General features: G+C 34.4%; 21 protein-coding genes and 2 pseudogenes. 17 read left to right on the top strand and 6 right to left on the bottom strand.

Translation table 11 applies throughout. The features are described 5' to 3' along the window. Positions 1-228: 228 nt before the first annotated feature. Both BR72_RS09075 and BR72_RS09070 read left to right on the top strand, forming a co-directional pair. Positions 229-1,665: an FAD-binding oxidoreductase gene (locus tag BR72_RS09075; RefSeq protein ID WP_035432185.1), complete on the top strand. Its 1,437-nt coding sequence runs from the start codon at positions 229-231 to the stop codon at positions 1,663-1,665. Then, on the top strand, positions 1,662-2,213 hold the full coding sequence (locus BR72_RS09070) for an MFS transporter (RefSeq protein ID WP_035432184.1): 552 nt from the start codon (positions 1,662-1,664) through the stop codon (positions 2,211-2,213). Before BR72_RS09075 ends, BR72_RS09070 begins: the two co-directional genes overlap by 4 nt. A 34-nt stretch (positions 2,214-2,247) precedes the next feature. On the opposite strand, the gene BR72_RS09065 is transcribed toward BR72_RS09070, so the two are convergent. After that, positions 2,248-3,009 carry a DUF1836 domain-containing protein gene (locus tag BR72_RS09065; protein WP_035432181.1) on the bottom strand — a complete coding sequence of 254 codons (762 nt, stop codon included), beginning with the start codon at positions 3,007-3,009 and terminating at the stop codon, positions 2,248-2,250. Positions 3,010-3,272: 263 nt separating this feature from the next. Between BR72_RS09065 and BR72_RS09060 the strand changes: the two genes are divergently transcribed. From BR72_RS09060 to BR72_RS25485, 3 genes and pseudogenes are all read left to right on the top strand, one after another. Further along, entirely contained in the window at positions 3,273-3,725 is a 453-nt protein-coding gene (locus tag BR72_RS09060; RefSeq protein ID WP_035432178.1) for a hypothetical protein, read from the top strand. Further along, a complete protein-coding gene (locus BR72_RS09055; RefSeq protein ID WP_035432176.1) occupies positions 3,713-4,021 on the top strand; it encodes a YxcD family protein in 309 nt (102 codons plus the stop codon). Before BR72_RS09060 ends, BR72_RS09055 begins: the two co-directional genes overlap by 13 nt. Before the next feature lie 64 nt (positions 4,022-4,085). Next, positions 4,086-4,214, top strand: a pseudogene (locus BR72_RS25485) (carboxymuconolactone decarboxylase family protein); the annotation flags it as partial. 31 nt (positions 4,215-4,245) lie between these two features. Here the strand turns inward: BR72_RS25485 and BR72_RS09050 are convergent. Next, positions 4,246-5,070, bottom strand: coding sequence for an alpha/beta fold hydrolase (locus BR72_RS09050; protein ID WP_035432174.1), 825 nt, complete (start codon positions 5,068-5,070; stop codon positions 4,246-4,248). A gap of 529 nt (positions 5,071-5,599) precedes the next feature. On the opposite strand from BR72_RS09050, the gene ppaC reads away from it, so the two are divergent. Further along, the gene (gene ppaC / locus BR72_RS09045; protein WP_035432173.1) at positions 5,600-6,532 is read left to right on the top strand and encodes a manganese-dependent inorganic pyrophosphatase; all 933 of its coding nucleotides are present in this window, start codon (positions 5,600-5,602) and stop codon (positions 6,530-6,532) included. A 241-nt stretch (positions 6,533-6,773) separates the two neighbouring features. Beyond that, a complete protein-coding gene (locus BR72_RS09040; protein ID WP_035432172.1) occupies positions 6,774-7,247 on the top strand; it encodes a DUF6884 domain-containing protein in 474 nt (157 codons plus the stop codon). 62 nt (positions 7,248-7,309) lie between these two features. Here BR72_RS09040 and BR72_RS09035 read toward each other — a convergent pair whose 3' ends face one another. Next, positions 7,310-7,669: a hypothetical protein gene (locus BR72_RS09035; protein WP_035432171.1), complete on the bottom strand. Its 360-nt coding sequence runs from the start codon at positions 7,667-7,669 to the stop codon at positions 7,310-7,312. A gap of 410 nt (positions 7,670-8,079) precedes the next feature. Between BR72_RS09035 and recQ the strand changes: the two genes are divergently transcribed. From recQ to BR72_RS27035, 3 genes and pseudogenes are all read left to right on the top strand, one after another. Continuing rightward, positions 8,080-10,197, top strand: a complete 2,118-nt coding sequence (recQ, locus tag BR72_RS09030) for a DNA helicase RecQ (RefSeq protein WP_035432169.1) — start codon at positions 8,080-8,082, stop codon at positions 10,195-10,197. Positions 10,198-10,475: 278 nt separating this feature from the next. Continuing rightward, positions 10,476-10,946 carry a DinB family protein gene (locus tag BR72_RS09025; protein WP_035432168.1) on the top strand — a complete coding sequence of 157 codons (471 nt, stop codon included), beginning with the start codon at positions 10,476-10,478 and terminating at the stop codon, positions 10,944-10,946. A gap of 25 nt (positions 10,947-10,971) precedes the next feature. Continuing rightward, positions 10,972-11,181: pseudogene (locus tag BR72_RS27035) on the top strand (hypothetical protein); the annotation flags it as partial. Between the two features lie 336 nt (positions 11,182-11,517). On the opposite strand, the gene BR72_RS24940 reads toward BR72_RS27035, so the two are convergent. Continuing rightward, on the bottom strand, positions 11,518-11,940 hold the full coding sequence (locus BR72_RS24940; protein WP_051957275.1) for a hypothetical protein: 423 nt from the start codon (positions 11,938-11,940) through the stop codon (positions 11,518-11,520). Positions 11,941-13,244: 1,304 nt separating this feature from the next. Between BR72_RS24940 and BR72_RS09010 the strand changes: the two genes are divergently transcribed. Next, entirely contained in the window at positions 13,245-15,353 is a 2,109-nt protein-coding gene (locus tag BR72_RS09010; RefSeq protein WP_035432165.1) for a HelD family protein, read from the top strand. A 121-nt stretch (positions 15,354-15,474) separates the two neighbouring features. On the opposite strand, the gene BR72_RS09005 is transcribed toward BR72_RS09010, so the two are convergent. Beyond that, the gene (locus BR72_RS09005; RefSeq protein WP_035432163.1) at positions 15,475-15,795 is read right to left on the bottom strand and encodes a 2Fe-2S iron-sulfur cluster-binding protein; all 321 of its coding nucleotides are present in this window, start codon (positions 15,793-15,795) and stop codon (positions 15,475-15,477) included. 180 nt (positions 15,796-15,975) lie between these two features. Between BR72_RS09005 and BR72_RS09000 the strand changes: the two genes are divergently transcribed. Continuing rightward, positions 15,976-16,665 (top strand): RNA polymerase subunit sigma-70, encoded by a 690-nt coding sequence (locus BR72_RS09000; protein ID WP_035432389.1) that lies wholly within the window; start codon positions 15,976-15,978, stop codon positions 16,663-16,665. Positions 16,666-16,674: 9 nt separating this feature from the next. Then, positions 16,675-17,265 (top strand): ATP-dependent Clp endopeptidase proteolytic subunit ClpP, encoded by a 591-nt coding sequence (gene clpP / locus BR72_RS08995; RefSeq protein ID WP_081904838.1) that lies wholly within the window; start codon positions 16,675-16,677, stop codon positions 17,263-17,265. Positions 17,266-17,416: 151 nt separating this feature from the next. Here clpP and BR72_RS08990 read toward each other — a convergent pair whose 3' ends face one another. Beyond that, entirely contained in the window at positions 17,417-18,304 is an 888-nt protein-coding gene (locus BR72_RS08990) for a LysR family transcriptional regulator (protein ID WP_035432161.1), read from the bottom strand. A gap of 219 nt (positions 18,305-18,523) precedes the next feature. Between BR72_RS08990 and BR72_RS08985 the strand changes: the two genes are divergently transcribed. Genes BR72_RS08985 through BR72_RS08970 form a run of 4 tightly spaced genes read left to right on the top strand, consistent with a single transcriptional unit; the run spans position 18,524 to position 23,457 of the window. Beyond that, positions 18,524-19,516, top strand: coding sequence for an ABC transporter ATP-binding protein (locus tag BR72_RS08985; protein ID WP_035432160.1), 993 nt, complete (start codon positions 18,524-18,526; stop codon positions 19,514-19,516). After that, positions 19,494-20,519 (top strand): ABC transporter substrate-binding protein, encoded by a 1,026-nt coding sequence (locus BR72_RS08980; protein ID WP_035432158.1) that lies wholly within the window; start codon positions 19,494-19,496, stop codon positions 20,517-20,519. The genes BR72_RS08985 and BR72_RS08980 overlap by 23 nt, the downstream gene beginning before the upstream one ends. A 14-nt stretch (positions 20,520-20,533) precedes the next feature. Then, positions 20,534-22,207 carry an ABC transporter permease gene (locus BR72_RS08975; protein WP_035432156.1) on the top strand — a complete coding sequence of 558 codons (1,674 nt, stop codon included), beginning with the start codon at positions 20,534-20,536 and terminating at the stop codon, positions 22,205-22,207. Further along, positions 22,204-23,457 (top strand): MBL fold metallo-hydrolase, encoded by a 1,254-nt coding sequence (locus BR72_RS08970; RefSeq protein WP_035432153.1) that lies wholly within the window; start codon positions 22,204-22,206, stop codon positions 23,455-23,457. Before BR72_RS08975 ends, BR72_RS08970 begins: the two co-directional genes overlap by 4 nt.

Genomic DNA, 23,457 nt, shown 5'->3' with positions numbered 1-23,457 from the left:
GAAAAAAGATGTACGGTATGGAGAAGAACTAAATAAATTTTATGGAAAATCAGTACTTTATAATAAGTGCTGATTTTCTATTTATTCAGCTATTAATCGACTACAAAATTATAAAAAAACGAAAATGCTGCCTTTAAGTACGAAAATATAGCTTTTCACACTTGAAAACAAATGATATAATTTCAACTAAAGTGTATTATTACACTTTAGTTGAAAGGAGAGGGTATATTGAAAATTGGTAAGATAATAGTTTCTGTAGTAATATACACAAGTTTACTAACTGTATCTATACATACTTATACAAAACAACTAGCTCAACCTGTTATAGCAGATGCAGGGCGGTTACTTCCGGTAAAAGTTAAACGAATAGAGAGCGTTGAAGATGAAAAAGAGTTACAACAATTGGTTCGGGACGCAAACGTTTCAAATGAAAAATTCTCTATTGCTGGGATGCAGCATACGCAAGGGGGCCATACATATTATCCAAATGGTACTGTTTTAGATATGAAAAGTTACAATAAAATAGTGGAGTTCAATCCAAAGCAAAAGAGAATAAGGGTGCAGAGCGGTGCAACGTGGAATGATATTCAAAAAGTAATTAATCCATATGGTCTTGCGATTCAAGTTATGCAATCACAAAATATCTTTACGATTGGTGGTTCATTAAGTGCAAATGTACACGGACGAGATATTCGGCATGATGCACTAATAGATACAGTTGATTCATTTCGATTATTAATGGCAGACGGCAATATTAAAAATGTAAGTCGAAATGAAAATGCGGAGTTATTCTCTCTTGTTATAGGTGGATACGGTCTATTTGGAGTCATTCTAGATGTGACATTAAAATTAACAGATGATGAATTATATCAAATACGAACTAAAACTATAGATTATCATGATTATACTTCTTATTTTAAGAAACATGTTGAAGGTGATGAAGGCGTGCGTATGCATTTAGCGCGTATTTCTGTCGCACCTAATTCATTTTTACGGGAGATGTATGTGACAAATTACGTTCTTGCTACAAATCAAGAAAAGCGAGAGCAATATAGTACTTTAAAAGAAGAAACAAATGTTGCTCTGCCAAAGTTTTTTCTTGGGTTATCTAGGTACAGTGATTGGGGAAAAACAATGTTTTGGAATATCCAAAAGAAGTATTTTGAACGTACAGATGGATCTCATGAAACTCGTAATAACGTCATGAGATCAGATAGTGCATTTATGGAATATGAAAATGCGAATCAAACAGAAATTTTACAAGAGTACTTTATTCCAGTTGATCGCTTTTCTCCTTATATAGATGACCTGAGAAACGTACTAAATCAAGAAGAACTGAATCTACTAAATATCACCATTCGATATGTGACAAAAAATGAAAATGCGGTTTTATCCTATGCGAAAGAGGATATGTTTGCTCTTGTCTTTCTTATCAATCAAGGACGTTCTGAAGAAGAGATAGAAAAAACAAAAAAAGTGATTCAGAAGATGATAAACGTTACTTTACAACATGATGGAAGCTACTATTTGCCGTATTATCATTATCCAGATAAACAGCAGTTTCAAAATGCTTACTCTCGTTCAGATGAGTTTTTTCAAAAAAAGAGGGAGTATGACCCGCAAGAACGGTTTGTTAATTTATTTTATAAGGAGTATGGTCAATGACATATACAAGATTTGTAGTTTCACAAAGTCTCATTATGATGGCAGGAAGTATGGTATTTCCTTTTTATGTATTATTACTAAGAAACGTAGGAAACAGCTTTTCACAATTTGGCTGGGCATATGGTTTGTTTGCATTAACATCAGCGCTTGCCTATCCTCTAATCGGTAAAATTTCTGATCGGTTTGGTGATAAAAAACTGTTAATCATATATTCATGGTCAATGGCTATTTTAATGTTATGTTTTCCAATCGCTACAGAAGTTTGGCATGTATATATTTTGCAAATTTTAATGGGATTGTTAGGGGCTATGCAGAAAAATGCAGAAAAAACATCACTAGCACGAAAAGTAGAACGTCAAGAAGCTGGGTATGAAATTGGAAAATATCACGTTTGGACATCTTTAGGGGCAGCAATCGCTATTATTTTAACAGGGTATTTAGTTGATTTTTTAACGATTGGAACGATTTTTTATGTCGCTTCTACACTATATATGATAAGTGGTATTGTACTTTGCAGGACAAACAACGAAACCACGTATAACCGATAACAATTGTTATCGGTTATACGTGGTTTGCGAACGTTTAATTCACATTTAAATGCTGTAAAAACAACGTAGCTGATACGTAGCGCTTCGCTAATCTTTGTACATAAGCAGTATGAACAGATAAGGTTGCGATTACAATGGCATTGCGAATAGCTTCGCGTTGTTCATTGTTTATATGTTCAATTTTAGCTGCCAACTGATCGGCATTTTCTTTAATTGTTTGTTCAATTGTATAAATCGTATTCGTTGAAGTGAATTGAATGAAACCTCGTTGATTCAATTTTTCAAATAGAGAAGAGTAAAAAACATATAATTGAATCGGATTAATTAAATCATCAGTACGATCTGCTGGGTCATTTACGATAAGTTTTAACAACTTTCGAATGGAGTCAAAATCGAGCGCTGTTTTTAAATCTTCTACAATAAATAATAAGGCGGCTTGTTCAATTGAATATTTTTTTCCTTTTTGCGGAGAACCAATCATTTCTTTTATATCACGTTTCACCCAATTTTGCAGTGCCGTAATAGTAAAGTTAGTATTTTCAATTTGATTCCCAAGCGCTACAATTTCATTTAAAGAGAATCCAATATCCGTTTCTTCTATTTTAATCAACTTTTCAAAAATAGGTGCTAGTGCTGTTGTAATAATAGCTGTAAAACTTTGACCGCTCTCAATATCTTTTTTATGTGACTTTGCCCAGGCTTCTTGTAAAATTGCAAGAGGCTTTTTTGTATCCCATCCTCTAAGAGAGAGAAGGAGCATCGCCATTTCGTTTCGTGTGAGATGAAATGTTTCCATCTTTTCACCTCCAATAATATAAAAGTTCTTATGAACTTATATTATGCATTGTTCTATATAAAGTCAATTGTATTTTCATGATTTCTGCCGTAGTCGAAGAAGTTAATAATCTTAAGAAATAATTCTTGATTATTCTTAAGAAAGTTCATATAATAGGTTCATAAGAACTTTTTGATTCGCTTTAAAAATCATCTATCTTTTTCATCATTTAAGAGAAAGATAGAGATGATATATATTTATTATAGAAGGGGAATGAATTGAAAATGTTAAAAAAAGTGATTACAATATTGACAGCATTTATGTTTGTCTTCGCTGCAGGTAGTTTCGTTTCAGTAGATAGCGCTTATGCAAAAGGCTACAAATCTGGTAAAAAATCATTTACTCCAAGTTCAGGTCAAACACAAAAATCAAAAGTAGATTTGAATAAAAAAGATTCGAATGTTAATGCAAATAAAACAACAGATTCAAAAACAAAAGCAACAAATACAGCACCAAAAAGTAATAAAGGAAGCTTTATGAAAGGTCTTTTACTTGGTGGTCTTGGCGGTTTGTTAATGGGAAGTTTATTTGCTAACATGGGAGCGCTTGGCTCTGTATTAGCATTTATGGTGAATATGCTAGTAATGGCTGGTATAGTAATGCTAGCGGTTCGCGCATTCAAATATTTTAAAAATCAACGTAAGAAACAGGTGGAAGAGGCTGCATGGAAACGATAAAAATCTCTGAACAAGAGCTGATCAATGCACTTTGTGTATATATTGCACAAAAACGTCAAGTTACTCCGGAACAAGTCTTGGTGGAATTGATGTACGATGACGATTACGGTTTCTCAGCTGAAGTAGAAGTAAACGGTCGTCAGCAAATTTTAATTCAAGCAAATTTAATCGAGGCCCTTCGTTTATGGCTTGATATGGAATATAACATTGATCCATTTGCTGCAAGATTACAGCTTGAGTTACATGATGAAGAAGGTATTATCGCATTTGCGAATATAAATAAATCATATGAGTAATAAAAAAACAGCTGTTGAGATGTAACAATCTCAGCAGCTGTTTTTTATGTTTGTAAAAGAGTATAAAGGTTGCATTGATTAAGGGTGCTTTGATAAGGAGCTCTTAAAAGTATGTGGCGTTGCAGCAGCATTTGCTGGCGGAGTTGCGATGAGTCAAGCTGTTACACTTGTGCAGCAATGCATGGAAGAATAGCGTTAACAAACATGTTAATCAAACACCTTCATCAAGAAGGTGTTTGATTACTATCTATAGATTGAATAAAGGTATCTACTATTTTATTAAAACGGTCCGCTTCTTCTAAAAATGGACAATGGCAGCTATCTTCAAAAGTGATAAGCTGAGAGTCTTGAAGATGCTTGTGTAAATGTTCGCCTGCTGCAACAGGAATGAGCTTCTCTTCTCTGCCGAAACAAAGTAAAGTAGGGATGATAATTTGATCTAGGTAGTCTCGATAATCCACAACAGACTGGTCGAACAAAATAGCACTTGCGATAGACTCTGGGATAGTTGTCACTTCTTTTAATATCCACTCAAAATCATCTTCAGAAAGAGGGTTTTTGAACATTAATGATATAAATTCTTTTAGGAAGTCGACTCGATTCATTTGTATTTCTCGCATAATATGAATAAGGGCCGGAAAATCAAAAGCTCCAATTGGGAAGTCAACCCATTTAAAATCAGAAGCGAGTTCATCTACGATAACAGAAGCTTTCACGTTACTTTCACCAAATTGTTTTAAATATTCCCAAACAACAAATGCCCCCATAGACCAGCCAACTAATACAACCTTCTCAAGAGATAATTTTTCGATAAAAGCGTGTAAATCACGAGCATAGTTTGCAATGGTATGCCCAGATTGAACGTGTGAAGAACGGCCATGACCTCGTAAATCCAGTGAAATCGCGCGGTAATTTTCACTAAAATACGGTAGTTGTTTATGAAAAAAGCGGCTGCTCATCCAAACCCCATGTACGAATATAATTGGGGTTCCTTGTCCTTGATCTTCATAATATATATTTACGTCATTATCAAGTTTTATATAAGACATGCAAATAAACCTCCTTTTCACAGAAAAAATAAGTTTATATATTCGAAAATATGCTTTATTGCGACTATGTATTCAAAACTTCTTATAAAGTGAAACTTTAATCAGTGGGGGTTTTCTTCATCCCCCACTGATTATCAGCCCTCACCAATCGGGCTTTTACGGGCAGTTTATCTCCCACCTAACTTCTTAAGAAAAGCGGAAGCGGCTCGCTCAGAATCGCAGGACGCCCACGCCCCTGACAGAGAGGCGCTTTTTGCCTTGTCCGAGGGGGCGAAACGACCGGAGATTCTAGCCGCTGGAGCTGGACAATGTTTTCGCCGAATTTTGAGGTGGGAGTATTACTGCCCACGAATAGCGGGATAAAATCCAATACTATCTTTCATATGGGACATTTTTAAACGGAGCATCGGTACAAAGTCTCTATTTTTCACGTAAATCTAAAAGAAACTTTGATTATTTCTAAAAAAATTCGCCTAAAATATTGTCATATCCTGTTCTTTAAGATATCCTTTTGTAGAGAGGTGAAATCATGGAAAAAGTACTTATTTTCGGGCATAAAAACCCAGATACAGATGCAATTTGTTCTGCAATTGCATATGCAGAGCTAAAAAAAGAATTAGGAATGAACGCTGAGCCTGTTCGTTTAGGCGAAATCAGCGGTGAAACACAATTTGCTTTAAATTATTTTAAAGTAGAAGGACCACGTTTTGTTGAGACAGTAGCAAACGAAGTGGGCCATGTTATTTTAGTTGACCATAACGAGCGTCAACAAAGTGCGAATGATATCGAATCTGTTCGTGTATTGGAAGTAATCGATCACCATCGTATTGCTAACTTTGAAACGAGCGATCCTTTATACTACCGTTGTGAGCCTGTTGGTTGTACAGCTACAATTTTAAATAAAATGTACAAAGAAAACGGCGTTGCAATTCGTAAAGAAGTTGCAGGATTAATGTTATCTGCAATCATTTCCGATTCGTTACTATTTAAATCTCCAACTTGCACAGACCAAGACGTAGCAGCAGCTCGTGAATTAGCTGAAATCGCTGGTGTAGATGCTGAAAGCTACGGCTTAGACATGTTAAAAGCAGGTGCAGATTTAAGCGGTAAAACAATGGAACAATTAATTTCCCTTGATGCAAAAGAGTTCCAAATGGGAGATGCAAAAGTTGAAATCGCACAAGTAAACGCTGTTGATACAAATGACGTTCTTGTACACCAAGCAGAATTAGAAAAAGTAATCTCTGCAGTAGTAGAAGAAAAAGGTTTAGACCTATTCTTATTCGTTGTAACAGACATTTTAACAAACGACTCTGTGGGCCTTGCAATCGGTAAAGCAGCACAAGTTGTTGAGAAAGCATACAACGTAACGTTAGAAAACAATACAGCTACTTTAAAAGGTGTTGTATCTCGTAAAAAACAAATTGTTCCTGTATTAACAGAAACGTTCCAAGCTCTATAAGAGTGACTTTGGATGTAAAAGGACAAGCAGATATATAGTCTGCTTGTTCTTTTTTGTTTTTAGGAAAGATAAAACTTCGAATATTAAGGTCAGTTCTTATCATATTTCATTTAGGAAAAATAAAACTTGGATAGAAAGAAAAGTAAAAACTAACATTTTTATTTATGGATGAAAACTGGTATGATTTTTTTATGAAGTAGATGTTATGGGATTGAAATAGAAAAGAGGTAAGAACGTAACAATGAAAAGACTATGCATAATTCCATGTGGGAAAAAGAAGATTTGGGATACGTACCCTGATAAGGGAGCAACAGAAGCAAAGGATGTATACATTAGTCCATTCGGAAAAGCATGCCAAACATATGCTTCTCAATTTTTTACACACTGGGTTATTTTATCCGCGAAGCATGGATTTTTACTACCAACCGATATAGTGGAAGAAAACTATGATCTTGCTTTTCATTCGAAAAGTAGTGAGATTATTAATATAGAACAACTAAAAAAGCAGATGATGGATAAAGACTTGCTAGACTTTGATGAAATTGTGCTGCTTGCAGGAAAGAAGCATAAAAATGTAGTGACAAAGTTATATCCAGGAGAGTGCATTTCTTATCCATTAGAAGGCTGTAAAGGGATTGGATATATGTTACAGAGGCTGAAGAAGGCAGTTGAAAATCATAACGAGATTCAGGAACTGATTTATGAGGAAAAGTAATAATTCGTTATTGAAAAATAAAGGGGCATTTTCGATACCCCTTTATTTTATCATTCTAAATGTTAGTAATAGTTAATTACCTGCTCCATTAGATTTCTTATCTCTTTCACTGGTGGTTTTTTATCGTATACATCAATATGTGAAGAGTAATAATTTAAATTTCTAACAAGGCCTTTTCCGATTTTTTCCTTTAGGAAAGGGAATATTTGTCCAGTATAGTCTTCGAGAGATTTACAATAATATTTTTCATCCAAATAAATGCTATATTTACATGTTAGCTCTACAAGTGGGTTACCTTCAGAATCATATACATCTTTAGATTCAAAAACGTCTATTAGTGTAAATCTATCATTAAGATAAACTTTTTTCTTCTTCTCAGGCTTATTAGAAAGAATAAAAGCGATACCTATTGCGTTAATCAATATATTGCCTCCTATAAATATAAAGTAAAACTTCCATCAGTGGGGGCTTACTGCCTATTAGTCCAGTATAAAAAAAGATACTAATAAAATATATCGATATATGTTAAATGTAAAGAGGTAAGGTGGATTTAGAGAAGAATCTGTTAATTATGTTGGGTTATATACATGTAATCTGTTTTGAAAAGTTATGGTTATTACTTAAATCACAATGGAAATAATCATGTCAAATAGCAAATGATTATTTTGTTATTAGTCATTTTTTTATTAATTTTATTTCTAAAACCGGTTTTCTCTATCATATGAGTTGTAATAATTATTCGTAAGCATTAGAGAAGTAGAGAGTACAATGACTTTTGACTAATGGTATAATACGAATAGATGAAATACTAAGAAAAGCAGGTGAAACTTTTTTGTTTACAAAAGCAGAACAAATGTTATCTTCTTTTTTCGGATATACGTCATTTAGACGCGGCCAAGAGGAAACGATAAAAAATGTATTGGACGGTAAGGATACGGTTTGTATTATGCCAACTGGCGGCGGGAAATCTTTATGTTATCAAATTCCAGCATTAGTGTTAGAGGGAACAACATTAGTTATTTCTCCGCTCATTTCTCTCATGAAAGATCAAGTTGATACTTTAACCCAAAATGGTATTCCAGCTACATATATTAACAGTTCTATTTCAATTGCAGAAGCAAATCAGCGCATTCAGTTAGCGAAACAGGGGCATTATAAATTGTTATATATTGCCCCAGAGCGTCTTGATTCGATTGATTTCGTTGATCAACTCATTGATATGAAAATCCCGTTAATTGCAATTGATGAAGCCCACTGTATATCGCAATGGGGGCATGATTTTCGTCCGAGTTATTTACATATTCATCGTGTACTTGATTATCTTCCAGTTCAGCCAATTGTACTTGCATTGACAGCAACAGCAACGCCGCAAGTGCGACAAGATATTTGTGACACTTTAGGAATTGCAAAGCAGAATACAATAATGACGACATTTGAACGAGAAAATTTATCGTTTTCTGTAGTGAAGGGACAGGACCGCGACGCCTATTTATCAGGTTATATTCGTCAAAATAAAAAAGAAGCGGGAATTATTTATGCAGCGACGCGCAAAGTTGTTGATCAGCTGTATGAAAAATTGAATAAAGAAGACGTTTCTGTCGCACGTTATCATGCTGGTATGAATGATAACGACCGAAATGAACAGCAAGAACGTTTTTTACGGGACGAAGTAAATGTAATGATTGCGACATCTGCATTTGGTATGGGAATCGACAAATCAAACATTCGGTATGTGGTGCATTATCAGCTTCCAAAAAACATGGAAAGTTACTATCAAGAAGCAGGGCGTGCTGGTCGTGACGGATTAGATAGTGAATGTATCTTGTTATATTCACCGCAAGATGTACAAGTACAGAGATATTTAATTGATCAGTCAACTGGAGCATCGCGATTTTCTAATGAACTAGAAAAATTGCAACATATGACAGATTATTGCCATACTGAGAATTGCTTACAATCATTCATTCTACAATATTTTGGTGAAGAGCCAAAACAAGATTGTGGCCGCTGCGGCAATTGTACAGACGATCGAAATAGTGTCAATGTTACAAAAGAAGCACAAATGGTGCTGTCATGCATGATTCGAACAAATCAACGGTTCGGAAAACAAATGATTGCCCAAGTATTATCAGGATCAAAAAATAAAAAGGTGATGGAATTTAATTTTCACACGTTACCAACGTACGGATTGCTTTCAAATCAGAGTGTTAAAGAAATAAGTGAGTTCATTGAGTTTTTAATTTCAGAAGAACTTATTGCAGTTGAACATGGCACATATCCAACATTAAAAGTAACAGCAAAAGGAAAAGATGTTTTACTCGGGAACCAACTAATTTTTCGGAAAGAAAGAGTAGAAACAAAACAAATAGTGAAAGATCATCCACTATTTGAAGAGTTGCGTCATGTGCGTAAAGAAATCGCCCAAGGAGAAGGAGTGCCGCCATTTGTTATTTTCTCTGATCAAACATTGAAAGATATGTGTGCAAAATTGCCGAAAACACGAGAGGAAATGCTAGGAGTAAAGGGAATTGGTGAACATAAGCTTGAAAAATACGGTAGTATATTTTTACAAGTTGTCACAAACTTCCTCGAACAGCATCCCGATATAGAAGCGATGATAACGACCGAAGTTATAACAGAACGAAAGCAGTCAAAAAAGACAATGAAAAATTCTCATCATGCTACATATGAAATGTATAAGCAAGGGAAAGAACTTTCTCAAATTGCTGAATCACGTGAGTTGTCTATGCAAACGGTAGAAAATCATTTAATTCGTTGTTTTGAAGAAGGAATGGAAGTAGATTGGCCAGGTTTTGTTCCGAAAGAATATGAATCTATGATCAGAGCTGCAATTGAGAAAGCTGAAGGTGGATTGAAAGCTATAAAAGAACAACTTCCTGATCATATAAGTTACTTTATGATTCGTGCTTATTTTCAAATGAAGAAATAGTAGTGTGATAGTAGGGGGGTATATAAATACAAATTAAAAAATCGATATAAAAACCCTCTTTCTTTTTAGGCGGACGAGAGCATCTGGCCATGCTTAGAAGCGGTCACGTCCTTGGAAACAATATAAGAAAGCAAGTAGTGATCATGTTGTATTCTGCCTTATAGGTCGGAAAATTAAAATGGTTTTATATAGAATCAATATTTGTTTTATGTGTATTCTAATGTATCATGATTTTTCATATATAAAGGAATGAGAGGAATTTGAAAGGGGAATAAGGTATGAATAAACTACTATTTAAACAATTTAAGATGACAAGAAGTTATTTTATTAAAAACGTAGAATCACTTTCGAAGGAAATAGTAAATGTGCAGCCAGATGGTTTTAACAACACGATCAAATGGCATATTGGCCATGTATTAACGGTTGCTGAACAGTTTATGCTTGGCTTTCCGCATAAAACAACCCATCTTCCCGCAAATTATATCGAATTATTTGGAAACGGTACAAAACCGGCTGACTGGAAAAATGATGTACCTACCATGGATAAACTCATTATAGAGTTGAAAGATCAATTAGCTCGTCTTCAACAAATTCCTGCCGAAAGGTTAAATGAAACACTGGAAAAACCATTTATGGGACTTGAAACCTTTGGAGAATTAGCAGGTCTCACGTTAATGCATGAAGCAAATCACTTAGGACAAATTCAAGCGATGAAGCGCATTATTGAACATACAGGAGTAAAGAATTAGTAAACTCCTGAAAATAACGTAGCTCCTTGAAAATTTAAGATTCCCGATTTCTTATACAGTCTTTGATGCAGACAACCAAGTAATTGGCACATACAATGCTAATTCACCTTATGGACGCGTATTCAAAGTACAAAAAAACGGTAATATTTTTGTACAATTTCAAGCAATAGTGAATTCTTCATTTACGAAGAGAATGAATGTTACAACTAAATTCGCGCTTTCTAAATGTAATTAATGATAAGGAATTGTTTATGTTATATACACAATGGAATAAAAAAAGGCGTATCCTGGTTAGAGTAACGGGTTCAGTTTTGAAGTACAAAATTATATTTAGAAGATAAATTCACAATAAAATTAGAAACCGAATTGACCTGTAAAATCACATTATAATTAGCATATGAAAACGCCCAGAGTTAAAAAAACTCTGAGCGTCTTTTATTGTCTTATTCAATTAAAGTACCCTTTAGCTTAATTAAAATTAAAGACCAAATTCAAACAAAGTTCTAAACATATTGATTTTACACAATTCATTCTTAAAAAAGAGAGTTAACTCTACTTGGAGCAACACACTTTATAATTGTAATGGTTTATAAGCCAATGCTTTGTCTATAATTTCTCTGGCGGTTAATTCTTCATCACTCCAGAAAATATAATCACTTATTTTAGGGTCAACAACAGACGATTCAACCATGTCCAACCAAATTGTCAGCTCCCATTCTTCTCCTTCCCCATCCATAAGTTTTTGAACCAAGGTAACTAACTCGTCTTTATTTAACTCACCTAACTTTATAGTTTTATGGTTAATAGCTCTTTTTACAATGTATTCTGCACCGTAGTCAGCAAAAAATAATTCTTTTGCATATGGATAGGGAACACTATTTTCAAATACAGTAAGTTTATGTTCAAAATCTTTCCCAAAATCTTGTAGCTCTTGAATTTCTAAAACTAATTTTAATAGTTTCTTTTCGTCCAATTCCTCACTCCCTTTGTTCAAGATAACTGCCTCATTAATCTAAGTACATTTCTTCTCAATTTCCACATTCGTTTTAACATAAAATTACAATTACCCTATTGATTTATCAAAATTAACGTTATCTTTTCTGGTTTCTATCCGATTTCCACTTCTTGTAAAAATAAACTAATTGAAAAAGTAATATAACAATAGAAACAAAAGTAATTAGTAAAAAATTAGATAATTCTAATTCTATAGAGGATAATATAAATAAAGCTACAACCACTAAAGGAATTGACCAAATAGTATTATAAAAGTGCTTTTTGTAAATTGAATTATCATACGTATTATTAGTCATAAAAGAATCCCCCAATATTTTTAAATTATGAGTAAATTTATTTTAGAGATTTATACTTTTTCTTATTATAAAATAGTGTGGTGTATACCCTGTAAGGAGAAAACATTAATTTCTAACTAAATGATGCTATATATTCTTGCAAACAACACCTAAAATTAAACATAAATACAAAAAATAGGAATTTATATAGATATATTATCATATAATTCTTCCTTACGTCTAAAACTTTTAAGTATTCAAATATCGTGAGTATCTATTAGATTTAATTTATTATGACAGGAATTGTCCCATAAAATGATTAAGGTGTTGGATAATGTGGATTTTGTTTTATCCCGCATTAACGGGCAGTAATACTCCCACCTCAAAATTCAGCGAAAGCATTGTCCAGCTCTAGCGGCTAGAATCTTCGGCCGTTTCGCCCCCTCGGACGAGGCAAAAAAGGGGCTCCAACGTCCTGCGATTCTGAACGAGCTGCTTCCGCTTTTCTTAAGAAGTTAGGCGGGAGATAAACTGCCCGTAAAAGCCCGATTGGTGAGGGCTGATAATCAGTGGGGGATGAAGAAAACCCCCACTGATTAAAGTTTCACTTTATTATCTTGATAACGATAGGGTCCTGCTGATCGAATGACATAAAACCTAAGTTCAAACATTTTCTGAAAAGCTAGAGCTAATTTTTCTTGCCATCCCATAACTATCAAGTTTATAGGAAGGTATTCAAGCTAATATTTCGAGGCATTTCCATAACGAAAATTTTGTTTCCATTTTGATGGAGGAATGCTTACTTTTACCGTTTAAGGGACCTTCTATTTTTTTAGTTGATGGGCATGTAAGGTGATCATTAAAAGAACAATTTCCTTCATCAGCATGGATTAAGGAGTTAATATGAATTTTTTAGAAAATCCCCTCTAAACCCTTGACTTATAAGCTTTATTTTTAATACAATTAAACTTCGACTGAAAATTCCAACGAATGGGAGGGGATTCCAAAAATGAAAGGCATTTATGAGCTAGAGCTAGAGAAATTAAATCATACGCTTTCACAAATTAATCACCAATTGAAGAAGTTAGAGAGTATTCCGGTTTATCATGGGGAAAATTTTACAGAACAAGTGCTTGAAACGATGCGAGAATCTAGTCGTCAAAGACTTCGCATTGCCAGTGAAGAACCTTATTTTGGACGATTAGATTTTCAAGAAGAGGGACACGCGCAGCCAGCACCTGTTTATATTGGTAAAGTTGGTGCTTCTGATGAAGAAACGCAGCAACCGATCGTTGTTGATTGGCGGGCACCTGTTGCCAGTATGTTTTATTCATTTACAGGAGGAGAAGATGCAGCTTTTTATGATTCTCCAGAAGGAATCGTTGAAGGAATTGTTCATTTAAAACGAAACATTGCTATTCGGAAGCAAACACTCGAACGAGTTGTAGATACATATGTAAGGGGAAATGAGGATCTATCATTAGCAGATGATTTTCTTCTCTATCGTTTAGGTGAAAATAAAGATAACAAGTTAAAAGATATTGTTTCAACGATCCAAGCAGAACAAAATGATATTATCCGTGCTGAGAAGAATGTTCCTCTGATTATTCAAGGTGTTGCAGGGAGTGGAAAAACAACGATTGCTTTGCATCGTCTTGCTTTTTTAATTTATCAATATCATGAGCAGCTCAAGGCTGAGAAAATGATCGTTTTTGCACCAAACAGTATATTTCTCGATTATATTTCCAGTGTGTTACCAGAGCTTGGCGTTGGGGATATTCATCAAACTACGTTTCAAGACTGGGCATTACATACTTTAGAGAATACTGTTTTTGCAAAAAATACGGATACACAACTACAACAAGCATTCTCCATTCATAAAAATAAAGATGATATCATGGCTGGTAAATTAAAAGGCTCGATCGAGTTTCAACAATTTATAAAGAAAAGTCTGTCTGACTATGAGAAAAGTATAGTACTAACGAAAGATTTTGAACCTTGGGATGGTTCGCTTTTACAAGGAAAGGTAATTCAGCAATGGTTTGAAACAGAATATAAACAATATCCAGTTGGAAGACGAAGAGAGCGAATCGTAGCACGCATGAAGCGTTGGATTGAAATGGAACTCAAGATAGTTTCTGATACAAATAAAAAGAAACAACTAAAAAAACAAGCGACGCAAAGGCTGAATAGTTATTTAAAAAGTTGGCCAAAGTTGACTGCACTATCCTACTACAGTAATTTAATGAAACAAGATGACATTTGCAGTGTGTTGCCAACCGGGCTTGTAAAAGAAACAGCAAAAAACTGCCGAAAAAAAGAAGTGGCGCTAGAAGATTTAGCACCGCTCATTTATATCCATCACTATCTAGAAGGTATAAAGATTGGGCAAAAATTTCATCATGTTGTAATTGATGAAGCGCAAGATTTCTCACCATTTCAACTTTCTATTTTAAAGGAAATAACACTTGGAAATTCTTTCACTATTTTAGGTGATTTATCACAAGCTATTCATGAGTATCAAGGTATTGATGATTGGAAACAGTTTCAAGATGTATTTGATCACAATGCGCAGTACTTCGAATTAACGAGAAGTTATCGCTCAACAAAAGAGATTATTTATTTTGCAAATGAAGTGATTCAAACAGCAAATATTCCAGTAGGACTTGCTAATCCTGTGTTTCGTAGCGGTGAAAGTGTAAAAGTTGTCTCAACAAATGATCAATTGCAATCGATTTTATCGACTGTAAAGACTATGCAAGAACAAAATGTAAAAACGATTGCGATTATCGGACGTACAGAGGAAGAATGCCGTGAGATATATGGAAAACTTATAGAAGCTGGTATTTCAACAAATATAATAGAAGCGAATCAAAGCAAATATGAAGGCGGTATTTCAGTCGTTCCTGTTTATTTAGCGAAAGGATTAGAATTCGACGCAGTACTGCTTATGGATGTAGATGCAGCTCATTATCAACAAACAAAGCAAGATGCCAAATTGTTATATGTCGGTTGTACTCGCTCCCTACATGATTTATGGATTTTTTATTCGGGGACATGTTCTCCTTTAATTCAACAAATTCCAAAAGAACTGTATGAAGAAAGGATCGATGATTAATTAAGAGGGAAATGAAATTAAAAAGCTATAGCTCTGAAAGTACGTTATGTTTAATGGTACTTTTAGGGTTATAGCTATTTTTCATAAGTTTTTCGTTTCGACAACAACATGAATAATAAGTTTACTCAACCGGTCTTGGTCCAGCGTCCATCCCTGATGTCTCTACTGTTAAAATAGGACGAACTGTCATATCTGTATTTACGTATACTTGACATGATAGACGTAAGTGATCTTCTACACCTTTTTCCGCACATACAAATTTTTCAATATTATTAGGTTCACAAAAATCACCCTCTAAAATTTCCACACGGCAAGTTGTACATTTTACTTTTCCACCACAGCGATGAAGAATGTTCACGCCATTATCTTCAAGTGCCAATACTAATTTTGTTCCTGCCGCCACTTCAAAAGTTCCTTTTCCTGAAACAGTTATTTTTGGCATTTTATACTCTCCTTCGATAGAATATGAATAACATAATTATCACCGTGCTCTGTCAAAGGTAAACATAAGAGTAGCAATCTAAATAAAATGTATTATAAAAAATTCATAACTCCCGTAACTTTTTTCTTTATTGAATCGTTTATTAAATAAGCGCGCTTAAAAGGAGTGATCACTTTGAATATGGAAGGAAAGATGATTTCACAATCTAATGTAGAAATGCAACAATTAAATAGATCTATCATTATTAAACATTATGCGGAACTGAAGCGTTATTGTACATTTTTAACAAAAAGTACATGGGACGGAGAAGATTTGGCGCAAGAAACGATATGTAAAGTATTAAAAAAATATATGAATGCAGAATGGAACCAAAGTATTTGTTTAACGTTGCTGTACAAAGTAGCTCGTAATCAATGGCTGGATCAAATGCGGACAAAAGCATTTGAAAAAGAAGGTAATAAAGAAGCGTCTTATGAACCACATGAAAACGTCGCTGAATTATATGATTTAATCGAAAGGATGCTATCTTGCTTAAATGAAATGCAAACTGTAATTTTTTTATTAAAGGATGTGTTTGAATATAGCTTAGCTGATATTGCAACTATTACATCTATGTCAGAAGGAGCAGTGAAAGCATCCTTGTTTCGAACACGTAACAAACTGAAAACGATAAAAGAAGAGGAACGTTTTGTAACTTCAAAAGAAATGGAAGAAGATATGGAAATACTCGTAAAATCAATTCAACAACAAAGACCAGAATTATTAGTAAAACTCATACCAACACTGCAATTTTCAAAAATCTCACAACAACAACCATTACTTTTATTACACAAAAGATCTTCATACAACTGTTTCTCTTATGCTGCTTAAACTAAAATAATGGAGGGATTTTTCATGAATGTAATTCCTTATGTAATAGAACAAACGAAACTTGGCGAACGTTCGTATGATATTTATTCTCGGTTACTAAAAGATAGAATTATTATGATTGGGCAAGAGATTAATGATCAAGTTGCCAGTAGTGTTGTGGCCCAATTATTATTCTTATCAGCAGAAGATGCCAATAAAGATATATCTATTTATATTAACAGTCCCGGAGGTTCAACTTCTGCAGGTTTTGCTATTTTAGATACGATGAATTATATCAAACCGGATGTACAAACCATTTGCATTGGTTTAGCCGCTTCATTCGGAGCATTATTGTTATTATCGGGAGCAGAAGGGAAACGCTTCGCTTTACCAAATAGTGAAATTATGATTCATCAGCCGCTCGGCGGAACGCAAGGGCAAGCGACTGAAATTGAGATTTCAGCAAGACGGATTTTGAAATTAAAAGAACATATCAATCAAATTATTGCCAATAAAACAGGGCAGCCAGTTGAGAAAGTAGCAAAAGATACAGAACGGGATTACTTTATGAGCGCAGAAGAGGCGAAAACATATGGCATTGTAGATGGGATTATCGGTTAAAACTGAAAAGAGGTTATTGAACCATATCGTTCAATGACCTCTCATGCTGTTGAAAAACAATCTAGTCAATATTTTGAATAAGTTTCACCTTATATAAAGAGTAGAAAGAATCAACTAAACATTGCTATTGTACAATGCTTGGTTGATTTTTTTATGTTGGAAAAGATGTAAGTGCTTCTAACCAGTAGGTCACTAATTTTGAATTCCAGCGGTCTTCATGATAAATCGCATAAATATGCCGTTGTAATTCGAAATCGGGAATGGGCAAATAACAGAGTTCATTTCTTTCTACTTCTTGTTCAATGGCCAGTTTCGAAATAAATGCAATTCCATTTCCGTATTTTAAGATTTGTTTCATTGTTTCAAGTGAATCGAGTTCAATTTCAGATTGAAACACGATATTATGTTCTGTCATCCACTGTGTGAGTAGACGTCTTGTTGTAGATGACTGACGATGAAGTAAAATTTGTTCTTTCGAAATGTCTTGCAGTGATATGCTCAATTTTTTTGTGAATACATGATTGGGAGAAAAAGCAAGTACAAGCGCATCTTCTAATATAACTGTTTGTTTTAATGTATCTTCTTCAAATGGTTCGGTTGAAAGAACACCAATATCAATTTCATGGTTCCGTAATAATGTACGGATCTCTGGGGCAGGTTTTACGATAAGTGATACGTTTACATTTGGAAACTCATGATGAAAGTGATAAAAAATTTGTGGCAGCACATATGTTGCTGGAACATAGCTTGCTCCAATTGTGAGAGAACCTCTATTAAACTCCGCAAATTCTGCAACTACACGTTTTGCTTCTTTCATAAGCGCATCTATTTTACAAGCATAATGATACAATGCTTCACCTGCTTCTGTTAAAAAATATCGACTTAATCTCACTTCAAATAAAGGGACTCCGAATTCCTTTTCTAAACTTTTTATATGAAATGAAATGGTCGGCTGCTTAACACCAAGTTTATCAGCTACGATAGTTAGTTTCTGATACTTTTTCACAAGTATAATAATTTTTAATTTTAAGTGATTCATTAAGCAGTCCCCCCCTTTTTTATTTTAACTATAGAAAAAATCTATAGAAATAAACAGTTGTTTATAGTTTTTTTAACTCAATCTTTACGAAGGATTAACATTGTATATAACCTTCTTAGCTAGAATGAAAGAAAGTTCCAAAAAGTGTAATTTATAGAATTGAAATTGTTTATTTGAACTTTCAATGTCATAAAGGTGGAATAAAAGGAGGATTGGGAAATGGATATTTGTATTCATGGATTAGAAAAAACATATGGAACAACTCCAGTATTGAAACCACTTGATATTGTAATGAAACATGGTCAATTCACAACATTACTTGGACCATCAGGATGTGGTAAGACAACACTGCTCAGAATGATTGCGGGACTGGAGGAACCAGATGGAGGAGAAATTTACTTTGGAGATAAATGTGTATATTCTTCTTTTCAAAAAGTAAAAATCTCTCCTCATAAACGAAGAATTGGTATGGTTTTTCAAGATTTTGCTTTATGGCCCCATATGACAGTATTTGAAAATGTCGCATTTGGCTTGCGAGCTTCCAAACAAACTGAACGCTTACAAGAAAACGTGATGGATGCGATTAAACGTGTTCGATTAGAAGGATTAGAAAAAAGATACCCTCATGAGTTATCGGGTGGACAACAACAACGGGTCGCTTTTGCAAGGGCGATTGTGACAAAACCCCATTTTATTTTATTCGATGAACCGCTAAGTGCTTTGGATGCAATTTTACGAGAGGAAATGAGATGGGAGCTCATGGACATTGTACAATCAATCGGATTAACGGCATTATATGTAACTCATGATCAGACGGAAGCGATGTCGATGTCCAATCAAGTTATCGTAATGAAACAGGGGGAAGTACTGCAAAAGGGAAGACCGGAAGAAATTTATGAACGACCTTCTCATGAATTCGTTGCTCAGTTTGTTGGGAAAACAAACTGGCTTGTAAAGAATAAACAAATGATTCGTCCAGAACATATTAGTTGGACGAAAAGCGATGTATGTCAATCATATTCAGGGCAAGTCAAACATGTTACATATCTTGGTGGACATTATGAAGTAAAAGTAGACATGGGGCATCTTGGGATATGGACTGCCTATCACAACACGAAGTTAAGTATCGGAAAAGCGGTGTCATTATATGTACCGTTAAATCGTATTCATACAATTGGAGGGGAAACACATGAAACAAGTCAGTTGGCATAAGTTTGTAGTCATATGCACATTACTCATTACCATTTTAATGACTGGATGTAACACGAAAACGAACAGTACCAATGCAAAAGGCAAGAAGAACAATGAAAAGAAAATTGTTGTGTATAGCGCAGGTCCAAAAGAATTGGCAGAAAAAATTCAAAAAGAATTCGAGAAAAAAACAGGAACAAAAGTAGAAATGTTTCAAGGAACAACTGGAAAGATTTTAGCGAGGATAGAAGCAGAAAAGAAGAAGCCAGTTGTTGATGTTGTTGTTTTAGCATCTTTACCAGCGATGGAAGGATTAAAAAAGGATGGACAAACAATGGCGTATAAAGATGCGAAACAAGTAAATCAACTTCGTCCAGAATGGTCTGATGAAAATGGACATTATTTTGGATATAGTGCCTCAGCACTAGGTATTGTTTATAATACAAAAAATGTAAAAATAGCGCCTGGTGATTGGACTGACGTAACGAAGAGTGAGTGGGAAGGAAAAGTAAATATCCCAGATCCAACTTTATCAGGTTCAGCGCTCGATTTTGTAACAGGTTATGTAAAAAAGAATGGAGAAGCTGGTTGGAATTTATTTGAACAAATTAAGAAAAACAAAGCTACAGTATCAGGTGCAAATCAAGAGGCATTAGACCCAGTTATAACAGGTGCAAAGGATATAGTCTTAGCTGGTGTAGATTATATGGTTTATAGTGCAAAAGAAAAAGGTGAACCAATAGACATTGTATATCCCAAAAGCGGAACAGTTATCAGCCCGCGTGTAGCTGGGATTATGAAAGATGCTAAAAATGTAGAATCTGCTAAGCAATTTATTGATTATTTATTGTCTGATGAAGCACAAAGGCTTGTTTCAGATGCTTATTTGTTACCGGGTAGAATAGATATGAAAGCTGGGAAACGACCAAATGCAGACGAAATTCCAACAATCCAAATTGATTGGAAAACAATCCAAAAAGAACAAGAAGAGGACAGTAAAAAATTCAAAAAAATGTTCCAGTAAGATGGTGATTGTATATGTTAAGTCGAATGATATCAGTTAAACAAATGGGAATGGCGATCGCGTTGCTACTTGTGACAATGTTAATTGTCATTCCAATTGTCCTTATCTTATTGTCTAGTGTATATGAAGATGGTGTATGGAATCTTTTGAAACCATTCGAAGTGATTGGTAGTGGTGGATTAGCAGAAGTCTTTATGAATTCTATGATTCTTGGTGTGCTTGTTGTGATGGGAGCAACACTATTTGCACTGCCACTTGCGTTTATTATGAGTAAAACGGAGATAGGAAAGTATCGTAAACTTGACATTATTTTTATGATTCCATTTATGACACCTCCTTATATTGGATCGATGGGTTGGATTTTGTTTATGCAACCTAATGGATACTTTGAGCAGTTCTTTCCATCTTTGAAAACAGTGTCAGCTTCCTTTTTTAGTTTAGGTGGTATGGTTCTCATTATGAGTTTGCACTTATTTCCATTCTTATACTTTATGTTAAAAAATACGTTACTTCAAATTGGCAGCAGTAAAGAGGAAGCTGCTGCTGTTCATGGGGGGAATTTTGCATATTGGTTAAGGAAGGTTGTCTTCCCATTACTGTTATCAAGTTATGCGATGGGAGCGCTCCTTATTTTTGTAAAAACGATTGCAGAATTTGGAACACCAGCAACCTTTGGGAAAAGGATCGGTTTTCACGTATTAACATCAGAGATTCATAAATTCATATCAAGCTGGCCTATTGATTTCGGAAGTGCGACAGCCTTATCTTCTTTATTATTAAGCGCTTGTATGGTGATTTGGTACATACAAAATGTGCTAAGTCAAAAGTATTCCTATTCAATGGTAAGCGGGAAAGGAGTAAGGTCCAAAACGTACGCTCTTTCTCGTACTTCTCGCATTTTAGCATGGGGATATGTTGTATGTTTACTCGTCATTGCAATCGGTATACCGTATTTTTCAATTTTGATTGCCTCTTTCTCCAAATTAAGAGGCGGGGGCTTACACTTTGATAATTTCTCCCTAGTTCATTATAAAGCATTATTTGCAAATGGATCTCCAGGAATGAAAGCGTTATGGAATAGTTTCATCTTTTCGTTTATAACAGCATTTATAGCAACAATTATCGGTGTGTTTTTAGCACTTATAATTCGAAAGGGAAAGAAAGTATCAGAAAAATTTATTGATATTTGCGGTATTTTACCCAATACAATTCCGAGTATTGTTATGGTTGTAGGGCTCATTTTATTTTGGAACGCACCATTTATGCCGCTTCCAATTTATAATACATCGTTTATGGTTATCGTTACATATGTTGTACTCTTTTTGCCATATACGGTGCAATATGTGAAAGCTTCATTAGGACAAATTGATGATTCGCTTCTATATGCTGGAAATATATTTTCTGGAAGTCCATTCTATATATTTCGGAAGATTATCATGCCACTTATTGTTCCGGGTATTCTTGCTGGGTGGGCCATGACATTTATTATTTCGATACGAGAATTGGTCGCATCACTTCTTGTAGTACCACCATCTGTGGAAACATCAGCAACATTTATTTTTGCCCAGTTTGAACAAGGTAATGTTTCGGTAGGCATGGCTATGGCTGTCGCTTCAGTAGGGCTAACTACACTTTGTTTGTTACTTCTTCAATATTTACAAGAAAAAAAGAAAGGGATAAGTTCATGAGAGTGAAAGTGTGGGGAGGAGCTGGAGAATATGGACGGTCCTGCTACTTTATAGAGAATAAAGCGGAAACGATTCTGTTTGATTGTGGCATTCATCGCTCTTGTACAGATTGTTATCCCAAAATAGAAAAAGAACCCATCCCATTTTTACAAGCAGTTTTCATATCCCATATTCACGAAGATCATACAATGGGGCTTCCGCTTTTAGCTAAATATGGATATAAGAAAAAAATTTGGATCACTAGTTATACACTGCAGCAGATCCCATTATATTTTGAAAAATGGAAAAGCTACAATAAAGAAAAAGGAGAAGACTTACCATATAATCAATATGATATAGAAAATTTAGATTATATATGTATTGATCAAATGAGTCACCCAAATGAGTGGATTGATGTTACATCTAGCTTACGTTTTCAATGGGGATATAGTGGGCATGTGTTAGGGGCTGTGTGGTTTTTAGTGGATATGAACGGAGCGTATGTTTTTTATTCTGGAGACTATACACCAGAATCATGTTTATTACGAGCTGATTTACCTACGAATTTAAAAAAATCTATAAAATTAGCGATTCTGGACGCTGGATATCATACAGATTGTACGTCTCAGAAGGAACGAATTTTCCAGCTATTTGATGAAATAGACGAAACATTAAGAAAGAATGGTACAGTTTTATTACCCGTTCCTCCATTAGGCAGAGCTCAAGATTTATTAATGCTTTTACAAAAACGATATCATGAGATCCCTATACTCGTAGATAGCGAAATAAAAAATGGTTTAGAAAAAATGAAACAATATACAGAATGGCTAAAAGAAAATGTGTTTCCAAAAAAAGATACAGATGTACGAAATATATTCCTAATAAACGGAAGGATAACACTGCAAAAGAATAATTGTGCACAAATCATTCTTATACGGGATGCAAATATGCAAACAGATGATGCAAAGAATTTGTACAAACAATTAAAAACGGACAATCGTAATACCATTATTTTTACAGGGAACGTTGCAAAAGGAAGTTTCGCAGAAAAAATAAGAAATGGACGAGGACTTAATACTCAATATATTCCATATAAAGTTCACCAAGGTATAGAAGAAGTTAAGGAAATGCTTCAAAATATATCGCCCCAATATACTTTACTCGTTCATGCATCTAAAAACGATACTGATCAATTACAACAAAAATTAATGGAATGTGGATTTAAACACATATATTCGGCTACTTTAGCTGAAGAAATAAGTTTTAAATAA

The sequence above is a fragment of the Bacillus sp. UNC322MFChir4.1 genome (assembly GCF_000746135.1).
In the GTDB taxonomy this organism is placed as follows: domain Bacteria; phylum Bacillota; class Bacilli; order Bacillales; family Bacillaceae_G; genus Bacillus_A.
This window is presented reverse-complemented; position numbering and strand designations above follow the sequence as displayed.

Bases quoted from the DNA above. Each gene is read 5' to 3' on its own strand.
- BR72_RS09010 (WP_035432165.1), top strand. From the start codon at position 13,245: ATGAAAGGCATTTATGAGCTAGAGCTAGAGAAATTAAATCATACGCTT.
- clpP (WP_081904838.1), top strand. From the start codon at position 16,675: ATGGAGGGATTTTTCATGAATGTAATTCCTTATGTAATAGAACAAACG.
- BR72_RS09065 (WP_035432181.1), bottom strand. From the start codon at position 3,009: ATGGAAACATTTCATCTCACACGAAACGAAATGGCGATGCTCCTTCTC.
- BR72_RS08985 (WP_035432160.1), top strand. From the start codon at position 18,524: ATGGATATTTGTATTCATGGATTAGAAAAAACATATGGAACAACTCCA.
- BR72_RS09000 (WP_035432389.1), top strand. From the start codon at position 15,976: ATGGAAGGAAAGATGATTTCACAATCTAATGTAGAAATGCAACAATTA.
- BR72_RS09070 (WP_035432184.1), top strand. From the start codon at position 1,662: ATGACATATACAAGATTTGTAGTTTCACAAAGTCTCATTATGATGGCA.
- ppaC (WP_035432173.1), top strand. From the start codon at position 5,600: ATGGAAAAAGTACTTATTTTCGGGCATAAAAACCCAGATACAGATGCA.
- BR72_RS08970 (WP_035432153.1), top strand. From the start codon at position 22,204: ATGAGAGTGAAAGTGTGGGGAGGAGCTGGAGAATATGGACGGTCCTGC.
- BR72_RS08980 (WP_035432158.1), top strand. From the start codon at position 19,494: ATGAAACAAGTCAGTTGGCATAAGTTTGTAGTCATATGCACATTACTC.
- BR72_RS09050 (WP_035432174.1), bottom strand. From the start codon at position 5,070: ATGTCTTATATAAAACTTGATAATGACGTAAATATATATTATGAAGAT.
- BR72_RS09055 (WP_035432176.1), top strand. From the start codon at position 3,713: ATGGAAACGATAAAAATCTCTGAACAAGAGCTGATCAATGCACTTTGT.
- BR72_RS09005 (WP_035432163.1), bottom strand. From the start codon at position 15,795: ATGCCAAAAATAACTGTTTCAGGAAAAGGAACTTTTGAAGTGGCGGCA.
- BR72_RS09060 (WP_035432178.1), top strand. From the start codon at position 3,273: ATGTTAAAAAAAGTGATTACAATATTGACAGCATTTATGTTTGTCTTC.
- BR72_RS08975 (WP_035432156.1), top strand. From the start codon at position 20,534: ATGTTAAGTCGAATGATATCAGTTAAACAAATGGGAATGGCGATCGCG.
- BR72_RS09040 (WP_035432172.1), top strand. From the start codon at position 6,774: ATGAAAAGACTATGCATAATTCCATGTGGGAAAAAGAAGATTTGGGAT.
- BR72_RS08990 (WP_035432161.1), bottom strand. From the start codon at position 18,304: ATGAATCACTTAAAATTAAAAATTATTATACTTGTGAAAAAGTATCAG.
- BR72_RS09025 (WP_035432168.1), top strand. From the start codon at position 10,476: ATGAATAAACTACTATTTAAACAATTTAAGATGACAAGAAGTTATTTT.